The sequence below is a fragment of the Aromatoleum sp. genome (assembly GCF_032027225.1).
GTDB lineage: Bacteria > Pseudomonadota > Gammaproteobacteria > Burkholderiales > Rhodocyclaceae > Aromatoleum.
The window spans coordinates 341,347-364,449 of record NZ_JAVSMM010000001.1; the positions used below are offsets into that span (position 1 = coordinate 341,347).

The 23,103-nt window shown below is 63.6% G+C and carries 27 protein-coding genes and 2 tRNA genes; 1 reads left to right on the top strand and 28 read right to left on the bottom strand.

Annotation, left to right across the window (positions count from 1 at the left end; genetic code table 11):
- Positions 1 to 108: 108 nt before the first annotated feature.
- The 19 genes from ROZ37_RS01645 to rpoE form a co-directional block, all read right to left on the bottom strand.
- A tRNA-Cys gene (locus ROZ37_RS01645) sits at positions 109 to 182 on the bottom strand.
- Positions 183 to 252: 70 nt separating this feature from the next.
- A tRNA-Gly gene (locus tag ROZ37_RS01650) sits at positions 253 to 328 on the bottom strand.
- A gap of 36 nt (positions 329 to 364) precedes the next feature.
- Entirely contained in the window at positions 365 to 958 is a 594-nt protein-coding gene (gene pgsA / locus ROZ37_RS01655) for a CDP-diacylglycerol--glycerol-3-phosphate 3-phosphatidyltransferase (RefSeq protein WP_312656965.1), read from the bottom strand.
- A gap of 32 nt (positions 959 to 990) precedes the next feature.
- Complete coding sequence (gene uvrC, locus ROZ37_RS01660) at positions 991 to 2,799, bottom strand: excinuclease ABC subunit UvrC (RefSeq protein WP_312656967.1); 1,809 nt, start codon at positions 2,797 to 2,799, stop codon at positions 991 to 993.
- Positions 2,800 to 2,818: 19 nt separating this feature from the next.
- On the bottom strand, positions 2,819 to 3,892 hold the full coding sequence (nagZ, locus tag ROZ37_RS01665; protein ID WP_312656968.1) for a beta-N-acetylhexosaminidase: 1,074 nt from the start codon (positions 3,890 to 3,892) through the stop codon (positions 2,819 to 2,821).
- Entirely contained in the window at positions 3,889 to 4,266 is a 378-nt protein-coding gene (gene acpS, locus ROZ37_RS01670; RefSeq protein ID WP_312656969.1) for a holo-ACP synthase, read from the bottom strand. The genes nagZ and acpS overlap by 4 nt, the downstream gene beginning before the upstream one ends.
- A gap of 10 nt (positions 4,267 to 4,276) precedes the next feature.
- On the bottom strand, positions 4,277 to 5,032 hold the full coding sequence (locus ROZ37_RS01675) for a pyridoxine 5'-phosphate synthase (protein WP_312656970.1): 756 nt from the start codon (positions 5,030 to 5,032) through the stop codon (positions 4,277 to 4,279).
- Entirely contained in the window at positions 5,029 to 5,751 is a 723-nt protein-coding gene (gene recO / locus ROZ37_RS01680) for a DNA repair protein RecO (protein WP_312656971.1), read from the bottom strand. Before recO ends, ROZ37_RS01675 begins: the two co-directional genes overlap by 4 nt.
- 21 nt (positions 5,752 to 5,772) lie before the next feature.
- Positions 5,773 to 6,693: a GTPase Era gene (gene era, locus ROZ37_RS01685; RefSeq protein WP_312656972.1), complete on the bottom strand. Its 921-nt coding sequence runs from the start codon at positions 6,691 to 6,693 to the stop codon at positions 5,773 to 5,775.
- Positions 6,690 to 7,367: a ribonuclease III gene (gene rnc, locus ROZ37_RS01690; RefSeq protein WP_312656973.1), complete on the bottom strand. Its 678-nt coding sequence runs from the start codon at positions 7,365 to 7,367 to the stop codon at positions 6,690 to 6,692. Before rnc ends, era begins: the two co-directional genes overlap by 4 nt.
- On the bottom strand, positions 7,367 to 7,726 hold the full coding sequence (locus ROZ37_RS01695; protein WP_312656975.1) for a DUF4845 domain-containing protein: 360 nt from the start codon (positions 7,724 to 7,726) through the stop codon (positions 7,367 to 7,369). The genes rnc and ROZ37_RS01695 overlap by 1 nt, the downstream gene beginning before the upstream one ends.
- 18 nt (positions 7,727 to 7,744) lie before the next feature.
- Entirely contained in the window at positions 7,745 to 8,533 is a 789-nt protein-coding gene (gene lepB / locus ROZ37_RS01700; protein WP_312656976.1) for a signal peptidase I, read from the bottom strand.
- 48 nt (positions 8,534 to 8,581) lie between these two features.
- The gene (gene lepA / locus ROZ37_RS01705; protein WP_312656977.1) at positions 8,582 to 10,378 is read right to left on the bottom strand and encodes a translation elongation factor 4; all 1,797 of its coding nucleotides are present in this window, start codon (positions 10,376 to 10,378) and stop codon (positions 8,582 to 8,584) included.
- A 54-nt stretch (positions 10,379 to 10,432) separates the two neighbouring features.
- On the bottom strand, positions 10,433 to 10,699 hold the full coding sequence (locus ROZ37_RS01710; RefSeq protein WP_312656978.1) for a glutaredoxin family protein: 267 nt from the start codon (positions 10,697 to 10,699) through the stop codon (positions 10,433 to 10,435).
- Positions 10,696 to 12,111 carry a Do family serine endopeptidase gene (locus tag ROZ37_RS01715; protein WP_312657485.1) on the bottom strand — a complete coding sequence of 472 codons (1,416 nt, stop codon included), beginning with the start codon at positions 12,109 to 12,111 and terminating at the stop codon, positions 10,696 to 10,698. Before ROZ37_RS01715 ends, ROZ37_RS01710 begins: the two co-directional genes overlap by 4 nt.
- A 5-nt stretch (positions 12,112 to 12,116) precedes the next feature.
- Positions 12,117 to 12,572, bottom strand: coding sequence for a SoxR reducing system RseC family protein (locus ROZ37_RS01720; RefSeq protein ID WP_312656980.1), 456 nt, complete (start codon positions 12,570 to 12,572; stop codon positions 12,117 to 12,119).
- A gap of 14 nt (positions 12,573 to 12,586) precedes the next feature.
- Positions 12,587 to 13,561 carry a MucB/RseB C-terminal domain-containing protein gene (locus ROZ37_RS01725; RefSeq protein WP_312656981.1) on the bottom strand — a complete coding sequence of 325 codons (975 nt, stop codon included), beginning with the start codon at positions 13,559 to 13,561 and terminating at the stop codon, positions 12,587 to 12,589.
- Positions 13,558 to 14,103, bottom strand: coding sequence for a sigma-E factor negative regulatory protein (locus ROZ37_RS01730; RefSeq protein ID WP_312656982.1), 546 nt, complete (start codon positions 14,101 to 14,103; stop codon positions 13,558 to 13,560). Before ROZ37_RS01730 ends, ROZ37_RS01725 begins: the two co-directional genes overlap by 4 nt.
- Positions 14,104 to 14,112: 9 nt before the next feature.
- Positions 14,113 to 14,712, bottom strand: coding sequence for an RNA polymerase sigma factor RpoE (gene rpoE / locus ROZ37_RS01735; RefSeq protein WP_312656983.1), 600 nt, complete (start codon positions 14,710 to 14,712; stop codon positions 14,113 to 14,115).
- 221 nt (positions 14,713 to 14,933) lie between these two features.
- On the opposite strand from rpoE, the gene nadB reads away from it, so the two are divergent.
- A complete protein-coding gene (gene nadB / locus ROZ37_RS01740; protein ID WP_312656984.1) occupies positions 14,934 to 16,517 on the top strand; it encodes an L-aspartate oxidase in 1,584 nt (527 codons plus the stop codon).
- On the opposite strand, the gene ROZ37_RS01745 is transcribed toward nadB, so the two are convergent.
- The 9 genes from ROZ37_RS01745 to ROZ37_RS01785 form a co-directional block, all read right to left on the bottom strand.
- Positions 16,514 to 16,984, bottom strand: coding sequence for a protein YgfX (locus ROZ37_RS01745; RefSeq protein ID WP_312656985.1), 471 nt, complete (start codon positions 16,982 to 16,984; stop codon positions 16,514 to 16,516). The genes nadB and ROZ37_RS01745 overlap by 4 nt on opposite strands.
- Before the next feature lie 22 nt (positions 16,985 to 17,006).
- Positions 17,007 to 18,245, bottom strand: coding sequence for a beta-ketoacyl-ACP synthase II (fabF, locus tag ROZ37_RS01750; protein ID WP_312656986.1), 1,239 nt, complete (start codon positions 18,243 to 18,245; stop codon positions 17,007 to 17,009).
- Between the two features lie 20 nt (positions 18,246 to 18,265).
- Positions 18,266 to 18,505, bottom strand: coding sequence for an acyl carrier protein (gene acpP / locus ROZ37_RS01755; RefSeq protein WP_002930040.1), 240 nt, complete (start codon positions 18,503 to 18,505; stop codon positions 18,266 to 18,268).
- A 90-nt stretch (positions 18,506 to 18,595) separates the two neighbouring features.
- Entirely contained in the window at positions 18,596 to 19,354 is a 759-nt protein-coding gene (gene fabG / locus ROZ37_RS01760) for a 3-oxoacyl-ACP reductase FabG (protein WP_312656993.1), read from the bottom strand.
- Positions 19,351 to 20,280 (bottom strand): ACP S-malonyltransferase, encoded by a 930-nt coding sequence (fabD, locus tag ROZ37_RS01765; protein WP_312656995.1) that lies wholly within the window; start codon positions 20,278 to 20,280, stop codon positions 19,351 to 19,353. The genes fabG and fabD overlap by 4 nt, the downstream gene beginning before the upstream one ends.
- Positions 20,281 to 20,298: 18 nt before the next feature.
- Positions 20,299 to 21,264, bottom strand: a complete 966-nt coding sequence (locus ROZ37_RS01770) for a beta-ketoacyl-ACP synthase III (RefSeq protein WP_312656997.1) — start codon at positions 21,262 to 21,264, stop codon at positions 20,299 to 20,301.
- Complete coding sequence (plsX, locus tag ROZ37_RS01775; protein ID WP_312656999.1) at positions 21,261 to 22,274, bottom strand: phosphate acyltransferase PlsX; 1,014 nt, start codon at positions 22,272 to 22,274, stop codon at positions 21,261 to 21,263. Before plsX ends, ROZ37_RS01770 begins: the two co-directional genes overlap by 4 nt.
- Positions 22,275 to 22,359: 85 nt before the next feature.
- On the bottom strand, positions 22,360 to 22,539 hold the full coding sequence (gene rpmF / locus ROZ37_RS01780; protein ID WP_312657000.1) for a 50S ribosomal protein L32: 180 nt from the start codon (positions 22,537 to 22,539) through the stop codon (positions 22,360 to 22,362).
- Positions 22,540 to 22,566: 27 nt separating this feature from the next.
- Complete coding sequence (locus tag ROZ37_RS01785; protein WP_312657001.1) at positions 22,567 to 23,070, bottom strand: YceD family protein; 504 nt, start codon at positions 23,068 to 23,070, stop codon at positions 22,567 to 22,569.
- Positions 23,071 to 23,103: the final 33 nt, after the last annotated feature.

Below are 23,103 nucleotides of genomic sequence, written 5' to 3' on the forward strand. Positions count from 1 at the left end.
GTGACAAAGCGCGCGCGGCGTTACAGGCACGACCCCACTTTAGTCCATTTGTTGCCGGATTTCCGGCAACAAAAAACCCGCCGGAGCGGGTTAAGTATTTGATTCTTTTGGAGGCGCGAACCGGAATCGAACCGATGTACACGGCTTTGCAGGCCGCTGCATAACCACTCTGCCATCGCGCCACGCTGCTAGTCTGACTTCCCGATGCGCCTCGATCGGGCGAAGCATCCGAACGGGTGCTTCGAGAAATTCTGGAGCGGGAAACGAGTCTCGAACTCGCGACCTCAACCTTGGCAAGGTTGCGCTCTACCAACTGAGCTATTCCCGCTGAAAGACCGCCATTATAGTTTGCGATCAGAAGCTGTCAAGTGTTCTTGCCCCGCACTTTTCGATCATGTTGCACGAGATGCGGCATCGCCCGGTGGAGGTAATATCCCATCGACCATAGCGTCAACGCTGCCGCAATGTAGATCAGGATCTCGCCGACGACGCGCAGATTCACCGACAAGAGCGGCGCATCGTAGAGCAGCAGCGGGATTGCCGTCATCTGCGCGGCGGTCTTCATTTTGCCTACGAAGGCGACGGCGACGCCCGCCGACTCGCCGACGCGCGCCATCCACTCGCGCAGCGCTGAAATCGTGATCTCGCGTCCGATGATGACCACCGCGATGATCGAGTCGACCCGGGAGAGTTGCACGAGCAGGATCAGCGCGGCCGCGACCATCAATTTGTCGGCGACCGGGTCGAGAAAGGCACCGAACGCGGAAGTCTGGTTCAGCGCGCGCGCGAGGTAGCCGTCGAACCAGTCGGTGACGGCCGCGACGATGAAGATCAGCGTTGCCGCAAGATTTTTCCCATCGACGTCAAGCCAGCGATCCGGAAAGTAAAAGACGCCGACGAACAGCGGAATCAGCGCAATGCGCGCCCATGTCAGCGAGTTTGGAACGTTGAATAACATTGAATAGGGCCGAGAGGGCCATCGGGAGCGCGTCAATGCAGGGCATTGTATATCGCTTCGGCAATCTTTCGGCTCACCCCCCCGACACGGCACAGGTCTTCGACCGTCGCGGTGCGCACCCCGTCGAGTCCGCCGAAGCTGGCCAGGAGGTTCCTCCGCCGGGTAGGTCCGACGCCCGGAATGTCCTCGAGGCGGGAGCCGATTCGCGTCTTCGCCCGCTTGGCACGATGCCCGGTGATGGCAAACCGGTGCGCCTCGTCCCGGATCTCCTGGATCAAATGCAGCGCCGGGTGGTCGGTGGAGAGGTTCAACGCGCGCCCGTCGGGAAAGATCAGCGTCTCGAGACCAGGTTTGCGCTCTTCGCCCTTCGCCACGCCCACCATCGCGATAGACTCGAGCCCGACGTCGGCGAGCACCGCGCGCGCAGAGCTGACCTGCCCTTTTCCGCCGTCGATCAGGATCAGGTCGGGCGACACGCCCTCGCCGGCCGCGACTTTCCCGTAGCGGCGTTCGAGCACTTGCCGCATCGCCGCGAAATCGTCGCCGGGCGTGATTCCGGTGATGTTGTAGCGCCGATACTCGGAATTCTTCATCGCGCCGTCGACACACACGACGCACGACGCCACCGTCGCCTCGCCCATCGTGTGGCTGATGTCGAAACACTCGATGCGCGCCGGGGCTTCGGGCAGGTCGAGTGATTCGCGAAGGGACTCGAGCCGAAGTTGGGCGCGCCCCGTGTCGTGCTTGCGCGCGAGAATCGCGAGGCGCGCATTGTTCTCGGCCATCTCCATCCACGCTTTCTCGGCCTGGAAACGCGGCGCGAGCGGCGAACAGGGCTTGTCCGTGATTTCGGTCATCAGCGTCCGGACCGCGGCGAGCGGGACGTTCACGAGCAAGCGCGCCGGCAACGGCTGATCGCGGTAATGCTGCTCGATGAACGCGAGCGCCCCGTCGAGCGCACCGATCCCGGCTGCGCCGCTCGGAAACTGCGGACGGTCACCCAAGTGGCGACCGCCTCGCACCATCGCGAGGTTCACGCAAACGACGCCACTCTCCTCGACCGCCGCGACGATATCCACGTCCTCGTCCTTGCGGCTGTCGACGAACTGGCGCTGCAGCACCGCCTGCAGCACCCGGACCTGATCACGGCACGCGGCCGCCTCCTCGAATGCGAGGCGCTCCGCAGCCGCGTTCATGCGGGCCGTCAGGTCGTCGATGACCTCCGAGGCGCGCCCGTCGAGAAAGCGGGCCGCCAGCGTCACATCCGCGGCGTACGCGGTCTCGTCGATCAACCCGACACAGGGCGCGGTGCAACGTTTGATCTGGTACAGAAGACAAGGGCGCGACCGATTCTGGAACACCGAATTTTCACAGGTGCGCAGGCGAAACGTCTTCTGCAGCAGGTGGATGCTTTCGCGCACGGCCCACGCGTTCGGAAACGGGCCAAAGTAGCGCGCCCCCTTCGCGAACGCGCCGCGATGGTAGGCGAGACGCGGAAACTCATCCGCTGACAATTCGATGTAAGGGTACGACTTGTCGTCGCGGAACAGGATGTTGTAACGCGGCGCGAGGCTCTTGATGAGGTTGTTTTCGAGCAGCAGCGCCTCGGCCTCGGAGCGCGTCGGCGTGATGTCGACGCGCTGGATCTGCGCGACCATCATGGCGATTCGGGGGCTCGGCTGTGTGCGCTGGAAATAGCTCGACACGCGCCGCTTCAGGTTTTTCGCCTTGCCGACGTAGAGCACCCGCTCCTCGGCGCCGATCATTCGATAGACGCCGGGATCCTCCGGGACATTGCGGAGAAAGGTCTTGGCGTCGAACGCGCTGCCCGAGCCACTCATCGAAACCCACCCATCCGCGTTACGCCGCCCTCTCGACGATCCCGGACACGACGGCCCGTGCCTGCTGGTAGATGGGATGCTGCTCGAGCGTGGCCACATCGGCGCATCGGGGCCGCGAGCGGAGCGCTTCGATACGTGCCCGGCTTTCCGCGCCGATCTGCGGATTCCAGCGGTCGAGCAAATCGGCGGCGAGATCGGGGCGATTGCACACCAGCACCATGTCGCAACCCGCCGTATAAGCGGCGCTCGCGCGCGCAAGAATGTCGCCGGCGACGGCGGCGCCCTCCATCGTGAGATCGTCGCTGAAAATCACGCCTTGGAACCCGACACGCGTACGAAGAACATCCTGCAGCCAGAACGACGAGAAACCTGCCGGGTTCGCGTCGACCCGCCGGTAGATCACGTGCGCCGGCATCACGCCGGACAACCGGCTCCCGAGGCGATCGCGGTACGGCGCGATGTCATCGGCCCAGATCGCATTGAAGTCGCGTTCGTCCACCGGAATCTCGACATGCGAATCCGCTTCCGCGAAGCCGTGACCCGGAAAATGCTTCCCGACACAGCCCATTCCCGCCTCGGTCATGCCCGACACGAGCGACTGCGCGAGCGCCCCGACGACCTGCGGGTCCCGATGGAACGCGCGGTCGCCGACGACGCGGCTGCAACCGTAATCGAGATCGAGCACCGGCGTGAAGCTGAGGTCGACGCCGTGGGCGAGCAACTCGGCGGCAAGGACGTAGCCGGCCGACCGGGAGGATTCCAGCGCGACGACGTGGTCCTGCTCCCACAGGCGACCGAGACTGCGCATCGACGGGATGTGCGTGAAGCCGTCGTTGCGGAAGCGTTGCACACGCCCGCCCTCATGATCGACGGCAATGATCAGCGGCCGCTCCCGCACTGCGTGGATCTCGGCCGTCAGCGCCGCCAACTGCAGCGAATTGCGGAAGTTGCGCGCAAACAGGATCACCCCTCCGACGAGCGGATGGCGCAGGCGTTCGCGCTCCTCGTCCGTCAGCGCGAAGCCGGCGACGTCGAGCATCACCGGACCCAGCGGAAGGTTTCGTGCGGGCGAAGCAGGTGTCTCGTTTGTCATCGTTTCTCGATCAGGGCGAAGGCGACGACGTAATCCACCTCGTCGGTAAGACTCAAATGGGCGCTGAGACCACGGTCCCGCAGGAAGTCCGCAAGGGCTTCGCCGAAGCGGAACAGCGGTTTTCCGCGCTCGTCGTGATCGACCGCGACCGCGTGCAGGGTCGCCGGAGCCGCGACTCCCGTCCCGAGAGCCTTGCCGAAGGCTTCCTTCGCGGCGAAGCGTTTCGCGAGGAAGCGCGCCGGATCGCGACTCGACGAAAATCCGTCCTGCTCCGAACCCGCGAGGATTCGCCCGGCGAAACGTTCCCCATATCGGTCGAGCGACTGACGCATCCGCGCGACTTGAACGATATCCGTGCCGATACCGTGGATCATCGGGGCAGGCTCATCGCGCCGCGTCCGCCGCCTCGCGCATCAATCGCTTCATTTCACGAACCGCGTCGCGCAGACCGGAGAAGACAGCTCGACTGACGATCGCGTGCCCGATATGCAGTTCGCGCACGCCGGGGAGCTGCGCGACCGGCTGCACGTTGTAGTAATTCAGTGCGTGGCCGGCGTTGAAGCGCATCCCGAGGGCACAAACGGCTTCCCCGGCGCGCCGCAGCTTCGCGATTTCGGCGAGGACTGCCGGACTCTCCTCATCGCGCCCGGCGGCATGGAAGGCATGAGCATAGGGACCGGTATGAATCTCGCACACACGCGCGCCGATGCGGGCAGCCGCCTCGATCTGCGGGAGCTCGGCATCGATGAACACGCTGGTGACGATCCCCGCATCCGCAAGGCGGCCGATGACGTCCTTCAGCCGCCGTTCCTGGGCGACGACGTCGAGCCCGCCCTCGGTCGTCACCTCGTGGCGACCTTCCGGCACCAGCATCGCCATTTCGGGCTTCAGCCCGCAGGCGATGTCGACCATTTCGTCGGTCGCCGCCATCTCGAGGTTGAGCTTGATCTGGGTGAGGTCGCGCAGCTTCCTGACGTCCTCGTCCTGGATGTGGCGCCGGTCTTCGCGCAGGTGCACCGTGATGCCGTCGGCGCCGCCGAGATGGGCCTCCACCGCAGCCCACACCGGATCCGGCTCCCACGTCCGGCGTGCTTGCCTGAGGGTCGCCACATGGTCGATATTGACGCCGAGTTCGATCACAGTTCCTGAAACTCCTTCAGCACCCGACGCGACTGCAGCGGCTGTCCGCCGAGATAGTGGTTGATCAGCATGCGCAACAGCGCCTTGCTTTGGGCGAGGGTTTCCGTTCGGGAAAAATCGTCCCGAGCCATATCGAGCAGCACCTGTCCGTCCACAACCGGCATCCCTTCGGTGCCTTCCCCAGCCGGCGTCGGACCCTTTTCGATTATATAGACGTACTGCGCAGCCGGATCGACGGCACGATCGGAGTCGACCTCGTTTTCGAGCCCGAGTCCGTACCCCAGCTCGCGCAACAGTCCCAGTTCGAAGCGACGCAGGATCGGGGCGGCGCTCTCGTTCCGCCCGAGGCTCGAGAGTGCGGCCGCGTAGGCATCGAACAACGCCGGGTGCGGGTCCTCGCGAGCGGTGAGACGCACCAGCAGCTCATTGAGGTAGTAGCCGCACATCAGCCCCTGCCCGCCGAGCAACGGCTGCCCGCCGCGCCATTCCGCGCGCACCAGCGTCTTGATTTCCCCGCCGCCCGACCAGTCGACCAGCAACGGCTGGAACGCCATGATGACGCCGCGCATCGCCGACATCGGGCGCCGAGCGCCTTTGGCGACCAGCGCGATTCGCCCATAGTCGCGGGAGAAGGCCTCGACGATCAGGCTCGTTTCCCGCCACGGGTAAGTGTGCAGGACGAACGCCGGCTGCTGGTCGACGCGTTGCTTCGGATTCACTGGCGGACGCGCCGAAGCGCGTTATTCGTAGCCGAGGCTCTTGAGCGCCCGTTCGTCATCGGCCCAGCCGCTCTTGACCTTGACCCAGACTTCGAGAAAAACCTTGCCATCGAACAGTTTCTCGAGCTCGACGCGCGCTTCGGACGCGATGCGCTTCAGCTGCTCGCCGCCCTTGCCGATCACGATGCCCTTGTGCCCCGGCTTGTCGACGACCACCGCCGCGTGAATGCGGCGCAGGTTGCCTTCGGTTTCGAACTTCTCGATCTCGACTGCGATGCCGTACGGCAGCTCGTCGCCGAGCAGACGGAAGAGCTTTTCGCGCAGGAATTCGGCGGCGAGAAAGCGCTCGCTGCGATCGGTGATCTCGTCCGCACCGAACATCGCCTCGCCCACCGGCAGCAGCGGGACCGCCGCCTTCAGGAGCGTATCGACGTTCGTGCCGCGCTCGGCGCTGAGCGGCACGATTTCGGTGAAGGGATACGCCTCGGCCATCTTCGCGATGAAGGGCAGGAGCCGGCTTTTGTCTTCGAGTCGATCGACCTTGTTGATGACCAGCACGACGCGCGCATCGGCCGGCAGGACTTCGACTACCTTGCGATCATCCTCGCCGAAACGCCCTGCCTCGACGACGAAGAACACCAGATCGACGTCGGCGAGCACCTGCGAAACCGTCCGATTCATCGAACGATTCAGCGCGTTGCGATGCCGCGTCTGGAATCCGGGGGTATCGACGAATACGAGTTGCGCGTCGTCCTGCGTGAGGATGCCGGTCACACGATGTCGCGTCGTCTGCGCCTTGCGCGAGACGATGCTGATCTTCTGACCGATCAGCCGATTGAGCAGCGTCGACTTGCCGACGTTGGGACGCCCGACGATCGCGACGAAGCCGGCGCGAAACGCAACTTGGCCATCAGCGCCATCCGGCGCGTTTTCGAAATTCATTGCTTCCTCAACTGGGCCAGCGCGAGTTCGGCCGACTGTTGCTCCGCGGCGCGCCGGCTCGGACCGTGCCCCGTCGTACGGACGTTCAGCGCGTTGACCTCGCACATCACCTCGAATTCCTGCGCGTGCGCTTCGCCGCGCACTTTTACCGTGGTATAGGACGGAAGCGGGAGTCTGCGTCCCTGCAGCAACTCCTGCAGCGCGGTCTTGGGGTCCTTGGCCGCAACGTTAGGGTCGATCGCTTCGATGGCTGCGGCGTAGAGCCGATCGATCACCGCCTTCGCCGCCGGAAATCCCTGGTCGAGAAAAACGCCGGCGAAGATCGCCTCCAGCGCGTCGGCAAGAATCGACGGTCGGCGGAAACCGCCGCTCTTCATCTCTCCTTCACCGAGGCGCAGGTAGTCGCCGAGTTGCAGCTGCGTCGCGATCCGATGCAGCGCGTCCTGACATACGAGGGACGCGCGCAGGCGCGACATCTCGCCTTCGCGCAAATCCCCAAAGCGGTCGAACAGCGCCATGGCGACGACGCAGTTCAGGATGCCATCGCCCAGGAACTCGAGGCGCTCGTTGTTGGGCTGACCGAAGCTGCGGTGCGTGAGCGCCTGCCGCAGCAACGACGAATCACGGAACTGATGACCAAGCGCGCGCTCGAGGCGCTCCAACTCCGAAGGCACTACTGCGCAGCCGAAGAGGCGCGGAAGTCGAAAAGCAGGCTTACGTTTCCGGCGACCGGCACCTTGCGTTCGTACGCGATCTCGACCAGCGTCTTGCCGCCCTGCTTGGATATGTCCAGATCGGCGCCGGTGATCGTCACCACGTCGTCGATCTGACCGCGACGGTCGAAGTTGCGCCGCAGTTCCGCCGTCGCGACGCCGTTGTCGCCCTCTTCCGCGACGAGCTTGACGTTCCGCTTGATCGCCAGATATTCGTTGACCGCGGGGACGGCGCGAAAACCGATCAACAGCGCGAAGCCGAGCAATGAGGCGACGATCAGGAGGCCGATCAGGCTCAGCCCAGCTTGTTTGCTCTTCATGCGATCACACGCTCCGTGTCAGTGGAAGCCGCCAATGCGCTTCATGTCACTGAAATTGAACCAGATGAAAAAGGCGCGTCCGACGATGTTCGCATCGGGTACGAATCCCCAGACGCGACTGTCGCTGCTCGCGTCCCGGTTGTCGCCCATGACGAAATAATGGTTTGCAGGTACGACGCAACTGACGCCGGCCGTAGTATAGGTGCAGTTTTCCCGGTACGGAAAATCGAGCACATGCGGGACGAACGACGGCGCGTCCCGTTCGATCAACACCGAATGCTCGACGTCGCCGAGCTTCTCCGACAAGCGCGGCGAATAATACAGCCGGTCGGGATGAAGGTAGTCGCCCTGCGCCTGCATGTCGACGGGCTGACCGTTGATCCGCAAGCGCTTGTTCAGGTATTCGACCTTGTCGCCCGGAAGTCCGACGACACGCTTGATGTAATCGAGCGACGGATCGGCCGGATAGCGGAACACCATCACGTCGCCGCGCTTCGGGTTTTCGACCTCGACGACCTTCTTGTTGATCACCGGCAGGCGGATGCCGTAGACCCACTTATTGACGAGAATGAAGTCACCGACGAGCAGGGTCGGAATCATCGACCCGGACGGGATTTTGAACGGCTCGACGAGAAAGGAGCGCAAGCCGAACACGATCAGGATGACCGGAAAAAAGCTCGCGCCGTACTCGACCCACCAGGGCGACTGCGCGCCCGGGCTGCGCCGCTTGCGCGCGAACAATCGATCGATCAACCACAAGACGCCCGTAGCGACGAGCAGCAAGAACAATATCAGGGCGAAATTCACACAGACTCCGGATTGGAGGATTTGGGCAAGGGCATGCCGAAGGTCGCGTCACTTGCCTTCATCGACGCGCAGCACGGCGAGGAACGCTTCCTGCGGAATCTCGACGTTACCCACCTGCTTCATCCGCTTCTTGCCTTCCTTCTGCTTCTCGAGCAGCTTCTTCTTGCGTGTGATGTCGCCGCCGTAGCACTTTGCGAGGACGTTCTTGCGCAATGCCTTGATCGTTTCGCGTGCGACGATGTGCGAACCGATCGCCGCCTGCACCGCGACGTCGAACATCTGGCGCGGGATCAGGCCGCGCAGCTTCGCCGCGACCTCGCGGCCCCGGTACTGGGCGGAAGCGCGATGAACGATGATCGACAGCGCGTCGACCTTCTCGCCCCCGACCAGCAGATCGAGCTTGACGAGGTCGGCGGTGCGGTATTCCTTGAACTCGTAGTCGAGCGACGCATAGCCGCGCGAAACCGATTTCAGCTTGTCGAAAAAGTCCATGACGACTTCGTTCATCGGCATGTCGTAGATCAGCTGAACCTGGCGCCCGTGATAACGCATGTCCACCTGCGCGCCGCGCTTCAGGTTGCACAGCGTGATGACCGGCCCGACGTAATCCTGGGGCAGGAAGATCGTTGCGGTGATGATCGGCTCGCGGATCTCGGCGATTTTCGACAGATCCGGGAGTTTGGCCGGGTTTTCGACACGGATGGTTTCGCCGCTGTTCATCAGCACTTCATACACGACCGTCGGCGCGGTGGTGATGAGGTCCATGTCGAACTCGCGCTCGAGCCGCTCCTGCACGATGTCCATGTGCAGCAGCCCGAGGAAGCCGCACCGGAAGCCGAAGCCGAGCGCCTGCGACACCTCGGGCTCGTACTGCAGCGAAGCGTCGTTGAGTCGCAGTTTTTCGAGAGAGTCGCGAAGCTGGTCGTATTCGCTCGACTCCACCGGGTAGAGTCCGGCGAACACCTGGGGCTTGATTTCCTTGAATCCCGGCAGCGGCTCGGCCGCGGGTTTCGTGGCCAGCGTCACCGTATCGCCGACCTTCGCCGCCTGCAGCTCCTTGATGCCGGCGATCACGAACCCCACCTCGCCGGCCGACAATTCCGAGCGGGCAACGGAACGCGGCGTAAACACGCCGACCTGGTCGCACGGGTACTGCGCGCCGTTCGCCATCAGGAGGATCCGGTCCTTCGGCTTGAGCACGCCGTCGACGACGCGTACAAGCATCACGACACCAACGTAATTGTCGAACCACGAATCGATGATCAGCGCCTTCAACGGCGCGCTCGGATCGCCCTTCGGCGGCGGCACACGCCGCACCACCGTCTCCAGCACGTCCTCGATACCGAGCCCGGTCTTCGCCGAGCACAGCACCGCTTCCGACGCGTCGACGCCGATCACGTCCTCGATCTCCTGGCGCGCGTTCTCCGGGTCGGCAGCAGGCAGATCGATCTTGTTCAGGACCGGAATGACTTCGACGTTCTGCTCGATCGCGGTGTAGCAGTTCGCGACGGTCTGCGCCTCGACGCCCTGCGAGGCATCGACGACGAGCAGCGCTCCTTCACATGCCGACAACGAACGGCTGACCTCGTAGGAGAAATCGACGTGTCCCGGCGTGTCGATCAGGTTGAGGTTGTACACCTGCCCGTCTTTCGCCTTGTACTGCAGCGCCGCCGTCTGGGCCTTGATCGTGATCCCTCGCTCGCGCTCGAGATCCATCGAATCGAGGACCTGCGCCTCCATTTCACGGTCCGACAGTCCCCCGCAGTAGTGGATGAGACGGTCGGCCAGTGTGGACTTGCCGTGATCGATGTGCGCGATGATCGAGAAGTTTCGGATATGTTGCATGCGACAACAAAATAAAGGTGCCGTGCGGCACCTTGGATGTATGGGTTAATCCGGCTAAGCCGCGGATTCTAGCGGAAAACGGCCGCAATAAACACGGATGGCGGCCTCGTCCAAATGATAGCGGCACAGTTCCATGTCGCCCGCAAGGACGACCGGAACCAGCTCATCCCACCGAGCTTCGAGTTCGGGATCGGCGTCGACGTCGAGGACCCGCACCGCCCAGCCCAACTCGGCCGCAAGAGGTAGGAGTCGGTCGACGAGGTCGTGGCACAGGTGGCACCACTCGCGGCTCATGACGGCGAATTCGCGTTCGCCTGTCATTCGCCGGCCCGCAACGTGATGTACGAATTGCCGTCGGCCCGCTGCACGAGCAGCGTGACCTGCTGTCCGTCCTTCAACCCCGAGACCATCTGGTTGAAGGTCTGAATCGATGTCAGCGCCGTCTGCCGCCCGCGCGAGACGATCGCGACGATCACGTCGCCGACCTGCAATTCGGCCCGAGCCGCCGCTCCCTGCACACGCTCCACGACGAGCCCGCGATCGATTCCGCGCTCGCGTCTTTGTGCAGCGGTCGGCTCACCGACAACCAGTCCGAGCTTGTTGGCCGACGGCGCGGGGCGTTGGGAACGCGACGCTTTGCCGCTCCTTTCGTCTTGCCACTCCCCGACCGTGACCGCGAGATCCCGCGGCTCACCCGCCCTATAGACGCGCACCGGGACGCGCGTTCCTGGCCGAATCGCCGCAACGATGCGCGGCAGATCCGCGGACGCGGAGACGCTCTTGTCGCCGAAGCGGACGATGACGTCGCCCTGCGCGACGCCGCCGCGAGCTGCGGGTCCGTCCGGGTCGACCGTGCTGACCAGCGCGCCTTCCGCCTGCGGCAAGCCGAAGCTGTCGGCAAGTCCGCGCGTGACCTCCTGGATCGCGACGCCGATGCGCCCGCGCTGCACCCGTCCGCTCGTCCGCAATTGCTGCTGGACGTCCATCGCGACGTCGATCGGGATCGCGAACGACAGTCCCATGAAGCCGCCGGTCTGACTATAGATCTGCGAATTCATGCCGACCACCTCGCCCTTGAGGTTGAACAAGGGCCCACCCGAATTCCCCGGATTGATCGCGACGTCGGTCTGGATGAAGGGAACGAAATTCTCGTCGGGAAGGCTGCGCCCCTTCGCGCTGACGATGCCGGCAGTGACCGAATGATCGAACCCGAACGGCGAGCCGATCGCGACGACCCATTCACCGACCTGCAGGGCATTCGGATCGCCGATCGCGAGCCGCGGCAGTCCTGTCGCGTCGATCTTGATCAACGCCACATCGCTGCGTGTGTCCGCACCGATGACTCTCGCGTGAAACTCGCGTTTGTCCACCAGGCGGACGAGTATTTCCTCCGCATCGGCGACGACATGCGCATTCGTGAGGATGTATCCGTCGCCGCTGACGATGAAACCCGATCCGAGCGAGCGGCTGTCCGGGTCGGCGTGGGGAGTTCCAGGTCTGCGCGGAATGAAGCGGCGAAAGAAGTCGAACATCGGGTCGTCTTCATCGATGCCGGGAAATCCCTGCGTCGCCGTCTTAACGGCCTGGCTCGTACTGATATTGACGACCGCCGCACCGTGTTTCTGCACCAGCGCGGTGAAATCCGGCAACGAGGCTGCTCCACCGGTGAGCGGCGTCAGAGAGCAGATCGCGGCAAGAAAAAGGATACGGAACGAGTACCCGAGGGACCGCATCGGCGTCATTCGAATGCCCCTCCGCAACCCGAGCGCGGCGACGGGTCTTTCGCAAGTTCGACGTCGAGGCTGCGCCGCCATCTTCCATTGCGGAGTAACAGGCCATTCAGTCCAATCGCGACTGCGAGCCCGCCGACGCCCCCCGTGAAGGCGAAGAGGTCCTCGCCCGCCGGAGGCGCCAGCGAATGACCGATCGCAGCGCCGAGGATCAGCAAAACCACCCCGAGACCGTACGTGGCAAACGCGCCGCGCAGGGGCATACGTTCGTCGATTCGAATCCCGACCGCATCTCCGACGCGTGCGCCGATCCGGTTCGGCAGGCGGAACTCCTCGTCCGGCGCCTTCAGCGCGTACGCCAGCCCGATCGACCGGCAACCTCCCGGTTCGTCACAGCGCCCGCAACCGCCCGAGGATCGCCCGACCCGAACCCACGCGTCTGCGCCGTCCAGGCGCGTAACCACGCCATTCGCCTCGATCATCGCGCCCCACGCTCGATTCCGTCGCCCATTCTGCGGACGGTTTCCAGGGGCACTTCCCCGAGCGCAGTGACCACGTGGCCGGCGACGATCCGCTTGTACATGTTGACCGCTCCGGTCGCCATCGGGACCACTCCCGGTCGCGTGCCGCTCGTGCCCGCCGGTTCAATGAATACCGAAACCGCGGCCAGCCCGTCACTGAACACGAGATGCAACGCCTCGCCCCGATCATTGCCCAGCGGCCTGCGCACCACCGATGTGAGCGCGAACCCGGGAAGCGGAGCGCTAAGGGACCAGCCGATCTCCTCTCGCGGGACCTCGACGCCGTGGGCGCGTACGACGCGCCAATCGCTCTCGCCGGTATAGCGCGGCTTGAGCGCCTCGCTGCCGATTTCGCCGCCGATCTTCACGTCGCTGAACGTGAACTGCTCGATGATCTCGCCGGTCTCCCCGACGGTTCGGGCCTTCAAGAGCAGGCCCGATTGCAATTCGGCCCACAGCAGATGGCCGTAACGCAGGTTGTCCTTCGGCTCGAGGACGATCAACTGCGCGTCCAGTCCCGCGACGCGCCCTACTTCTCCCTTGCGGATCCGATAGTTTTCGGCCAACCCTCCGAACGAGGCAGGCAATCGCGACGGAAACGCCCGCTGCCCGCCCGGCTGATCGACGATGACCATTTTCTGGTCGGGCAGCACGCAGCGGACTTCGCTGTTGTTGCGGATCACCTCGCGCGGGCTGCCGTCGAGCACCTCTAGACGCTCACGCTCGCCGCCGACCGGATCGGCCAGGTGCGCAATACGGGAAGTTTCGAAGTTCTTCCCTGACTGATAGATGAAGATTCCGGAATAATTCAGGCGATGGCCTGCGCTCGCGATGCGCCCCAACCAGGAGAGCGGATCCCCCGGTGCTTCCGCCAGAACCGCCGAATGGGCAAGAAATGCGCAGAACCCGACTACGACTGCGAAACCCTTCATCGAGCAGAATCCTGTCTCACATCCGCAACCGTACGTACGTGCTGGATCGCACCCGAGATCGGACCCCCGCCGGTCATCGCCTGGTGGGCAAACAAGTATTCGCGATGAGGATCGATTGCCGGGGCCGGAGAAGACGGCCGAACCGAAACCGCTACGCTTTCGGTCACCGGGATGCGAGGCGCCGCGGCGAGCTGCGGCGTGTTCTTCGGCCCGGCGTAGAGGCCGTGCGCAACCCAGCCGACTGCCGCAACGCCCATCAGGGAAGCGGCGAGCGGCATGATCTTTCGCCACGCGTGGCCCTGGTCCGGCGCTCGGCTGGTGGTGTTCGGCGCGAGCAAGGTCGGCTCGCCGTCGATGTTCGCCATCACCCGTCCGACGAAATCGGGAGGTGAATCCCGATCGCCCCTGATGACGTCTCCGATCGCACAGTAAGCGTCCCAGTCGGTGCGCAGGGATCGATCCCGACGCATCGAGTCGAGCACTGAGTGCATTGATTGTTGATCGAGATCGCCGTCCAGCAGTGCCGACAATTTGTCCTTCATGAGTACCACCTACCAACGTTTGTCAGGAGCCGTGTCCAGCAGCGGCCGAAGTCTTTCCGCAATTGCCTCTCGTGCCCGGAAGATGCGGGATCGCACGGTCCCGATAGGGCAGTCCATGATGCTGGCGATCTCTTCATAGCTAAGCCCTTCCAGTTCCCGCAGCATGATCGCCGTCCGCAACTCTTCCGGCAGCGCCTCCATCGCCTCATCGACGGTCTTTCCAATCTGCTGCGTCATCATCAGGCGCTCCGGCGTGTTGATGTCGCGTAGCTGGTCCCCTTCCTCGAAGGTCTCCGCCTCCTCGGAATCAAAGCCGGTCGACGTCGGGGCCCGGCGGCTCTGGGATACCAGGTAATTTTTAGCAGTATTGATGCCGATGCGATAAAGCCAAGTGTAAAAAGCGCTGTCCCCCCTGAACGAACCCAAGGCGCGGTACGCCTTGATGAACGTTTCCTGGGCAACATCCTCCACCTCGGCAGAGTCGCGAATCAATCGCGAAAGCAGCCTGTGCAGCTTGCGTTGGTATTTACTTACCAGCAAGCCGAAGGCTTGCTTGTCGCCGCGCTGGACGCGTTCGACAAGCTGCTGATCTATCTCGCGATCGCTCATGGGCGGGTCGTTTCTCTAGGTTGGGCAAAATCCGCGCCAGTATAACGACCGCCCCAGAGTACGGCAAAGCCGAGGCTAATCGAACAGACACAGACACGGAAAAATAGTTCAGACATCGGAAGGGTCTTGCAACGCGCGTGCCTGAACCGACCCAAACCGCATCCCGGCCCGCCTTTCCATCGTGCTATAGTCCCCGCGTCAGACCTTGGACTAACACGATCTTGTTAAGACAATACGACGTACTCATTCTGGGCAGCGGCACCGCTGGCCAGTCACTGGCACTGCGGCTCGCCGACCACCTTCGCGTCGGACTCGTCACGAAACGCGCCTTGCTCGACAGTGCGAGTAACTGGGCACAGGGCGGCATCGCCGCCGTTCTCGACACTTCCGACAGCATCGAGGCCCACATTCAGGACACATTCACCGCGAGCGCGGGATTGTGCGATCCGAGAGCGACGCGCTTCGTCGTCGAACACGGCAAGGCTGCGATCGAATGGCTGATCGGCCGCGGTGTACCTTTCACCCGCGAGGACCAGTCGCAACTCGGTTATCACTTGACGCGCGAGGGAGGACACTCCCATCGCCGCATCATCCACGCGGCCGACGCGACCGGCGCCGCCGTGCAGGCGACGCTGAGCAAGCAGGTGCAAACGCACCCGAACATCGAAATCCTCGAGAACCATATCGCGATCGATCTCGTGCTCGGCGAAAAGATCGGGCGCCCCGCCGGCGGTTGCTTCGGTGCCTACGTGCTCGATATCGCGAAAGACCGGGTCGTCACGATTGGCGCGCGCCATACCGTGCTCGCGACCGGCGGAGCAGGCAAGGTCTATCTGTATACGACGAATCCGGACGTCGCGACGGGCGACGGGATCGCGATGGCTTGGCGCGCGGGGTGCCGCGTCGGCAACATGGAGTTCATCCAGTTTCACCCGACTTGCCTGTATCACCCGCATGCCAAGTCGTTCCTGATCTCCGAAGCCGTGCGCGGCGAGGGCGGGATACTGCGGCTGCCGGACGGCACGCGTTTCATGCCGGACCATGATCCGCGGGCCGAACTCGCGCCACGAGATGTCGTCGCCCGCGCGATCGACTTCGAGATGAAGAAGCGCGGCCTCGATTGCGTTCTGCTCGACATCAGCCACAAGCCGGCGGAGTGGCTCCGCTCGCACTTCCCGACCATCCACGGACGCTGCCTCGAACTCGGCATCGACATCACCCGCGAGCCGATTCCGGTCGTCCCGGCCGCTCATTACACTTGCGGCGGGATCGTCACCGACCTGTCCGCGCGAACCGACGTACCGCGCCTCTACGCGGTCGGCGAGTCCGCTTTCACCGGGCTTCACGGCGCAAACCGCCTCGCGAGCAACTCTCTCCTCGAGTGCCTGGTCTTCGGCGAAGCGGCCGCAAAGGACATTCTCGCGGCGTCGCGTGAAGAATTTCCGGCACTGCCGGACTGGGACGAGAGCCGCGTCACGGACGCCGATGAAGAAGTCATCATCACCCACAACTGGGCGGAACTGCGCCGCGCGATGTGGGACTACGTCGGAATCGTGCGGACGACCAAGCGGTTGCAACGCGCGCAGCACCGGATCAGGCTGCTGACGCGCGAAATCAACGAGTATTACTCTAACTTCCGCGTCACGAACGATTTGATCGAACTACGCAACCTCGTTGTCACTGCCGACCTGATCGTCCGCTGCGCATTGCGACGGCGCGAAAGCCGCGGACTGCATTACTCGCGGGACTTTCCCGAAACGCTGCCGCGAGCACGCGACACGATCCTTCACCCTCGCCGAAATTAACCAGGGTCTGCCGACGCGCTTGTATCGGGTTTTCCTGATGCGAGCGCCTTGTGCCTTAGCCAGATTCTCAGCGCGCGCCGGGCAGCGGGCGACAAGTTGTCGGATAACAGCATCGTCGCCCCAGCCCGGTTCCGGCCTTGCCCCGGAGTGTGGTCGACCCGCCACTGTAGCCAGATTACCCAGCCGAAATCGGTACAGCCGCGCTCCGGGAACGCCTGCGCGACTTCGCCATCGCGCCCTACCGCCAGCTTTCCGGAGTCCTCGAGAACGATGCGGAGGGCGCTTTTCGCTCGCTCGCCTCGAATCGCGAGGAGCAAAGAGAGCCCCAACCCGATCGCACCCAGGAGACGGGCTGTCCACGGGAGCGACGAGAGCAGAAACGCAGTCGCCGCGATCACATGGATCGCGGCGACGAGGGCCAGCGCTTGCCGGGACGGTACAAGCTCCAGCGCTATCGGGTAGCGCATCAGGGCATGCGCTACGGCATCATTAGACGCGACGGAAAGCCAAGGTGCCGTTCGTTCCGCCGAAACCGAACGAGTTCGACAGCGCTGCGCGAATCTCCATCGGACGTGCTTCGTTCGCGACATAGTCGAGATCGCACTGCTCGTCCTGCTCGAAGATGTTGATGGTCGGCGGAGCGATCTGGTGATGGAGTGCCAGCGTAGTGAAAATGGCTTCGACTCCACCCGCAGCGCCCAACAGGTGACCGGTCATCGACTTCGTCGAGTTCACTGCGATCGACGTCGCACGCTCACCGAAGCAGCGCTTCACCGCCGTCGTTTCGGCGACATCCCCGAGCGGCGTCGACGTGCCGTGCGCATTGATGTAATCGACCTCGCCCAAGTCCATGCGGGCGTCGCGCATTGCGTTGGTCATGCACCGTGCGGCACCTTCGCCGTTTTCCGCGGGAGCCGTCATGTGGTAAGCATCGGCGCTCATGCCGTAGCCGACGATTTCCGCATAGATCTTCGCGCCGCGGGCCTTCGCATGCTCGTACTCTTCGAGCACCATCACGCCCGCACCCTCGCCGAGCACGAAGCCGTCGCGCCCCTTGTCCCACGGTCGGCTCGCGGTCGCAGGATCGTCGTTGCGCGTCGACAATGCCTTCGCCGACGCGAAACCGCCGACGGCGAGCGGCGTGACAGTGGATTCGGCCCCGCCTGCAACCATCACATCGACGTCACCGTACTGGATCAGCCGCGCGGCCTCGCCAATGCAGTGCGTCGCCGTGGTACATGCGGTCACCATCGCCAGGCAAGGTCCCTTGAGACCGAACATGATCGACAGGTTGCCCGCGATCATGTTGATGATGGTGCCGGGGATGAAGAACGGGGAAATCTTCCGCGGCCCCGCCTTCAGGTAATCGTCGTGGGTCGATTCGATCATCGGCAGACCGCCGATTCCCGAGCCGACGTTTACGCCGATGCGCTCCGCGTTCGACGCGGTCACTTCCAGCCCGGAATCCTTGAATGCCTGGATTCCGGCTGCCATGCCGTAATGGATGAAGACATCCATCCGACGCGCCTCTTTCGGCGAAAGATAGGCGCCGATATCGAAACCCTTCACTTCGCCGGCAATCTTTACCGGAAAGGTCGAGGCATCGAAACGGGTGATCTCACCGATACCGGAGCGGCCGTTGACAATGTTGTCCCAAGCCTCCGGAACGGTGTTCCCGACCGGGGAGATGATACCCAGACCGGTAATGACGACTCTGCGACGGGTCAATGTTCGCTCCGGTACTCAGATTACTTCTTCAGATGCGCGTTGACGTAGTCAATCGCCTGCTGAACGGTGGTGATCTTCTCGGCCTCCTCGTCCGGAATCTCGCACTCGAACTCTTCTTCGAGCGCCATGACCAGTTCGACGGTGTCCAGCGAATCCGCGCCCAGATCGTCGACGAAAGACGACTCCGTCTTGATCTCCGACTCGTTTACGCCAAGCTGCTCGGCGACAATCTTCTTGACGCGCTGTTCGATGTTCTCCATGAACTAACTCCTTCCCTGAATGATCCAGATATGAAAAAAAAGCCGGCGTATTCTACCAAAACGGCTGACAACCGCTATCGCGACCGGCGCTCACGACATGTACATACCGCCATTCACGTGCAGGGTCGTGCCCGTGACGTAAGCAGCGGCGGGTGAAGCAAGAAACGCGACCGCCCCGGCAATCTCTTCGGGGCGCCCGAGACGACCGAGCGCGATGTTGCCCAGCAACGCGTCGCGCGCGGCCTCGGGCAAAGCGCGGGTCATGTCGGTATCGATAAAACCGGGCGCGACGCAATTGACCGTGATGCCCCGGCTGCCGAGCTCGCGGGCCAGAGCCCGGCTCATGCCCGCGACGCCGGCCTTCGCCGCCGCGTAGTTCGCCTGCCCGGGGTTGCCGGCGCTGCCGACGACCGATGTAATGTTGATGATGCGTCCACCACGCGCCTTCATCATGCCGCGCATCACGAGACGCGACATCCGGAAGACCGCCTTGAGATTGGTGTCGAGCACCGAATCCCATTCGTCGTCCTTCATGCGCATCGCGAGGTTGTCGCGGGTGATCCCGGCATTGTTGACAAGGATGCTGACCGCGCCGAACCGCTTTTCGATGTCCCCCACCGCCGCTTCGCACGCGCCGGCGTCGGTCACGTTCAGCGCAATGCCGCAGCCCTTGATTCCCGTCTCTTGCAGTCCCTTTTCGATTTCGACTGCGCCCGACTCGGACGTTGCGCTTCCGACGACCGTAGCGCCGAGGCGCCCGAGCTCGAGAGCGACTGCACGACCGATGCCGCGCGACGCGCCGGTCACCAGCGCAACCTGCCCTTCCAGGGAAAAACTCGTTGTGCTCATCTCACCGCCGCAATCGATTGTTCGAGACTCGCGGCGTCATGAATCGACCCGCCCTGCACCTCCCCTGCAATGCGCTTCGTCATTCCGGCCAGAATCTTGCCGGGACCGCACTCGAGAACATGACTCATGCCTTGCCGCGCGAATTCCTGCACCACTTCGATCCAGCGCACCGGCGAGAACGCCTGGCGCACGAGCGCATCGCGAATCCCTGCGGGATCGTTGCAGACCGCCACATCGACGTTGTTCAACACCGGAATGTCGGGCGTGCTGATCGTGATCGCGGCCAGCCGTGCCGCGAGCCGCTCTGCCGCCGGTTTCATCAGCGCGCAATGGAACGGGGCACTGACCGGGAGCAGCATCGCGCGCTTCGCGCCGCGGGCCTTCGCAGCCTCGATCGCGCGCTCGACCGCCGCCTTCGCACCGGCAATCACGATCTGGCCGGGCGCGTTCAGGTTGGCCGCCTCGACGACCTCGCCGTGAGCGGCTTCCGCGCAGGCTTCGCGCACCGCGTCGACCTCGAGACCGAGGAGAGCGGCCATCGCGCCTTCGCCAGCCGGCACTGCTTCCTGCATCGCCTGCGCGCGAAAGCGCACCAGCGGCACCGCATCGCGGAATTCGAGCGCTCCCGCCGCGACCAGTGCGGAATATTCGCCGAGACTATGCCCGGCAACGAACGACGGCTTCGGGCCGCCGGCAGCGTTCCACGCACGGTACGCGGCGATGCCCGCGGTGAGCATCAGCGGCTGCGTGTTGACAGTCAACGCGAGGCGCTCAGCCGGCCCTTCGTTCACCATTTGCCACAAATCCTCACCGAGCGCGTCGGACGCCTCGGCAAAGGTATCGCGGATCTCCGGACGCTCTCCGTAGCCCGTCATCATGGCGACGGACTGCGAGCCCTGTCCTGGAAAAACCAGTGCAAAAGCCATCGTTTCTTGATCCTGTAATCAGAGTTGGAGCAGCGCCGCGCCCCACGTGAAGCCGCCACCGACGCCCTCGACGAGAAAGCGATGACCCGGGCGGATGCGTCCGTCCCGTATCGCGACGTCGAGCGCTAGCGGAATCGAGGCGGCAGAGGTGTTCCCGTGACGGTCGACAGTGGTGATCACCTTGTCCATCGACACCCCAAGGCGCTTCGCGGTCGCCTGGATGATCCGCACGTTGGCCTGATGCGGGATCATCCAATCCACGGCGCCCACTTCGACGCCGCCCTGCTCGAGAACTTCGAGCGCAACGTCGCCGAGCACACGGACGGCGAATTTGAATACCGCCTGTCCATCCATGCGGAGAAACGGGTCGCCGATGATCTGGCCCGACGCGACGCTGCCGGGGACGCACAGGATCGGGTGATGGCTTCCGTCGGCATGCAGCGCGCTCGAGATCATTCCCGGCGTCTCCGACGCTTCCAGAATCACGGCTCCAGCACCGTCGCCGAACAACACGCAGGTGCCGCGGTCCGACCAGTCGAGGATGCGCGAAAACACTTCAGCACCGACCACGAGCGCACGCTTGTGACTACCCGAACGGATGAACTTCTCGGCGACGCTCAGTCCATAGACGAAACCGCTGCACACCGCCTGGATGTCGAATGCGGCCGAACCGTTGCGGATCCCGAGCTTGGACTGGAGAAGCGCGGCCGTGCTCGGAAAAATGCAATCGGGCGTCGAAGTCGCGACGATGATCAAGTCGATATCGTTCGCGCCGATCCCGGCGGCCTCCAACGCGCGCTCGCTGGCGATTCTCGCGAGGTCGCTGGTCACGAGCTCGGGCGGCGCAAGATGACGGCTGCGAATCCCGGTACGTTCGACGATCCACTGATCGGAGGTGTCGATGCCTCGCGCGACAAGGTCGTCGTTCGTAACAGGGTCGCCCGGCAGGAAGCTGCCCGTGCCCGCGATCCGCGCATAAATCATGCTGCCACCCCCATAGCCGTCATCCGTTCGGAAATACGTTCGATCAGGCGGTTCGACGCTGCTTCGGCGGCACGGTGAATCGCCTGCTCGAATGCGAATACGTCGGCCGAACCGTGGCTCTTCACGACGACCCCTCGCAATCCGAGCAATGCTGCGCCGTTGTACCTGCGGTGATCGACGCGACGCTTGAACCGTTTGAGCGCCGGCATCGCGACGAGCGCCATCGCCTTGCTCAAGATGCCGCGACTGAACTCTTCTCGCAGGAAGGTCGCCAGCATCTGCGCGAGCCCTTCGGATGTCTTCAGCGCGACATTGCCGACGAAGCCGTCACAAACGACGACGTCCGTCGTGCCCTTATAGATGTCGTCACCTTCGACGTTGCCGTAGAAATTGAGCCCGCTCGCTTTCAGCAGCTCGGCGGCGCGCTTGACGACGTCGTTCCCCTTGATGGCTTCTTCGCCGATGTTGAGGAGACCGACGGTCGGCCGATCCACGTGCTCGACGGCGGAAACCAGCATCGCCCCCATGACCCCGAACTGCAGCAGATGCTCAGGCAGGCAGTCGACGTTCGCACCGAGGTCCAGCACGTAAGTCTGCCCATTGCGCGTCGGCAGGACCGAGGCGATCGCCGGACGGTCGATGCCCGGCAGGGTTTTCAGGACGAAACGCGAGATCGCCATCAGCGCACCGGTATTGCCGGCCGACACGGCCGCCTGCGCCCGCCCGGACTTCACGAGATCGACGGCAACGCGCATCGACGAATCCTTCTTCGTACGCATCGCGATTGCAGGGGGATCATCCATCATCACGACTTCGGACGCGGCCTGGAGCGACACGCGCTCGCCGAAGGCAGCTCCGATGGCCTTCGAGGCCTGGTCGAGCGCCTCCGGTCGTCCAACCAGGATGACTTGGGCTTCGGGGTGACTACGAAGGAAGGCGTGTGCAGCAGGCACCGTCACTGACGGCCCGTGATCGCCACCCATACAGTCGATGGCAATGGAGACACCCATCGGTTTTCCGCGTGGCTCGGAGAAGAATTCGAGATGAAAAAACGGCGCAGGCGCACGAAGCGCTGCGCCGTTACCGTAACCGGAGTTACTCGCCCTTGGTCTTGACGACCTTCTTGCCGCGGTACACGCCGCTCGGGCTGATGTGGTGACGAAGATGCACTTCGCCGGTAGTCGGCTCGACCGCCAGCGAAGGATCGGTCAGAAAATCGTGCGCGCGATGCATGCCGCGCTTCGAGGGGGATTTTTTGTTCTGCTGAACGGCCATGAAACACTCCTAATACAAATATCGCGCCTATTCCGCGCCGTCGTTCTTGCGAAGCTTGACGAGCGAAGCAAAAGGCGATTCCTTTTCACTCCCCTTCACGGGGCGCGGCGCATCACAACTTTCATGCCTCGGAGCAATCGGCACCGCAAGCACGATCTCATCCTCGACCAAAGCCAGCACATCCAAATCGGGCACGGCCTCGATCGCGTCGAATTCGTCGTTCTCGAGTTCGTCCTCCGGAATCGGCTGTCCCGGCCTGACCAGTTCGAGCACCACTTCGACATCCAGCGGCCATTCCAAGCGCCCAAGACAGCGTTGACAGTGCATCGGGAGCATCCCCGCTGCCGTCAAACGCAGCAGCGCCTTCCGATCCAGACCGAACTCGCCGACCAGGCTATAGGTGACTTCGCCCGATGTATCGACAAGCACATCGGAAAGCCGACCCAAATCGGCCAGAGCGATCGCCCCCGAAACGCTGCCGCCTTCGGCAGCGAACCTGAAGGGATCCGGAATGACGCTTCGTCGTGGCATAAGGGGCGCATGATATTATTTTCGGCTTACCCT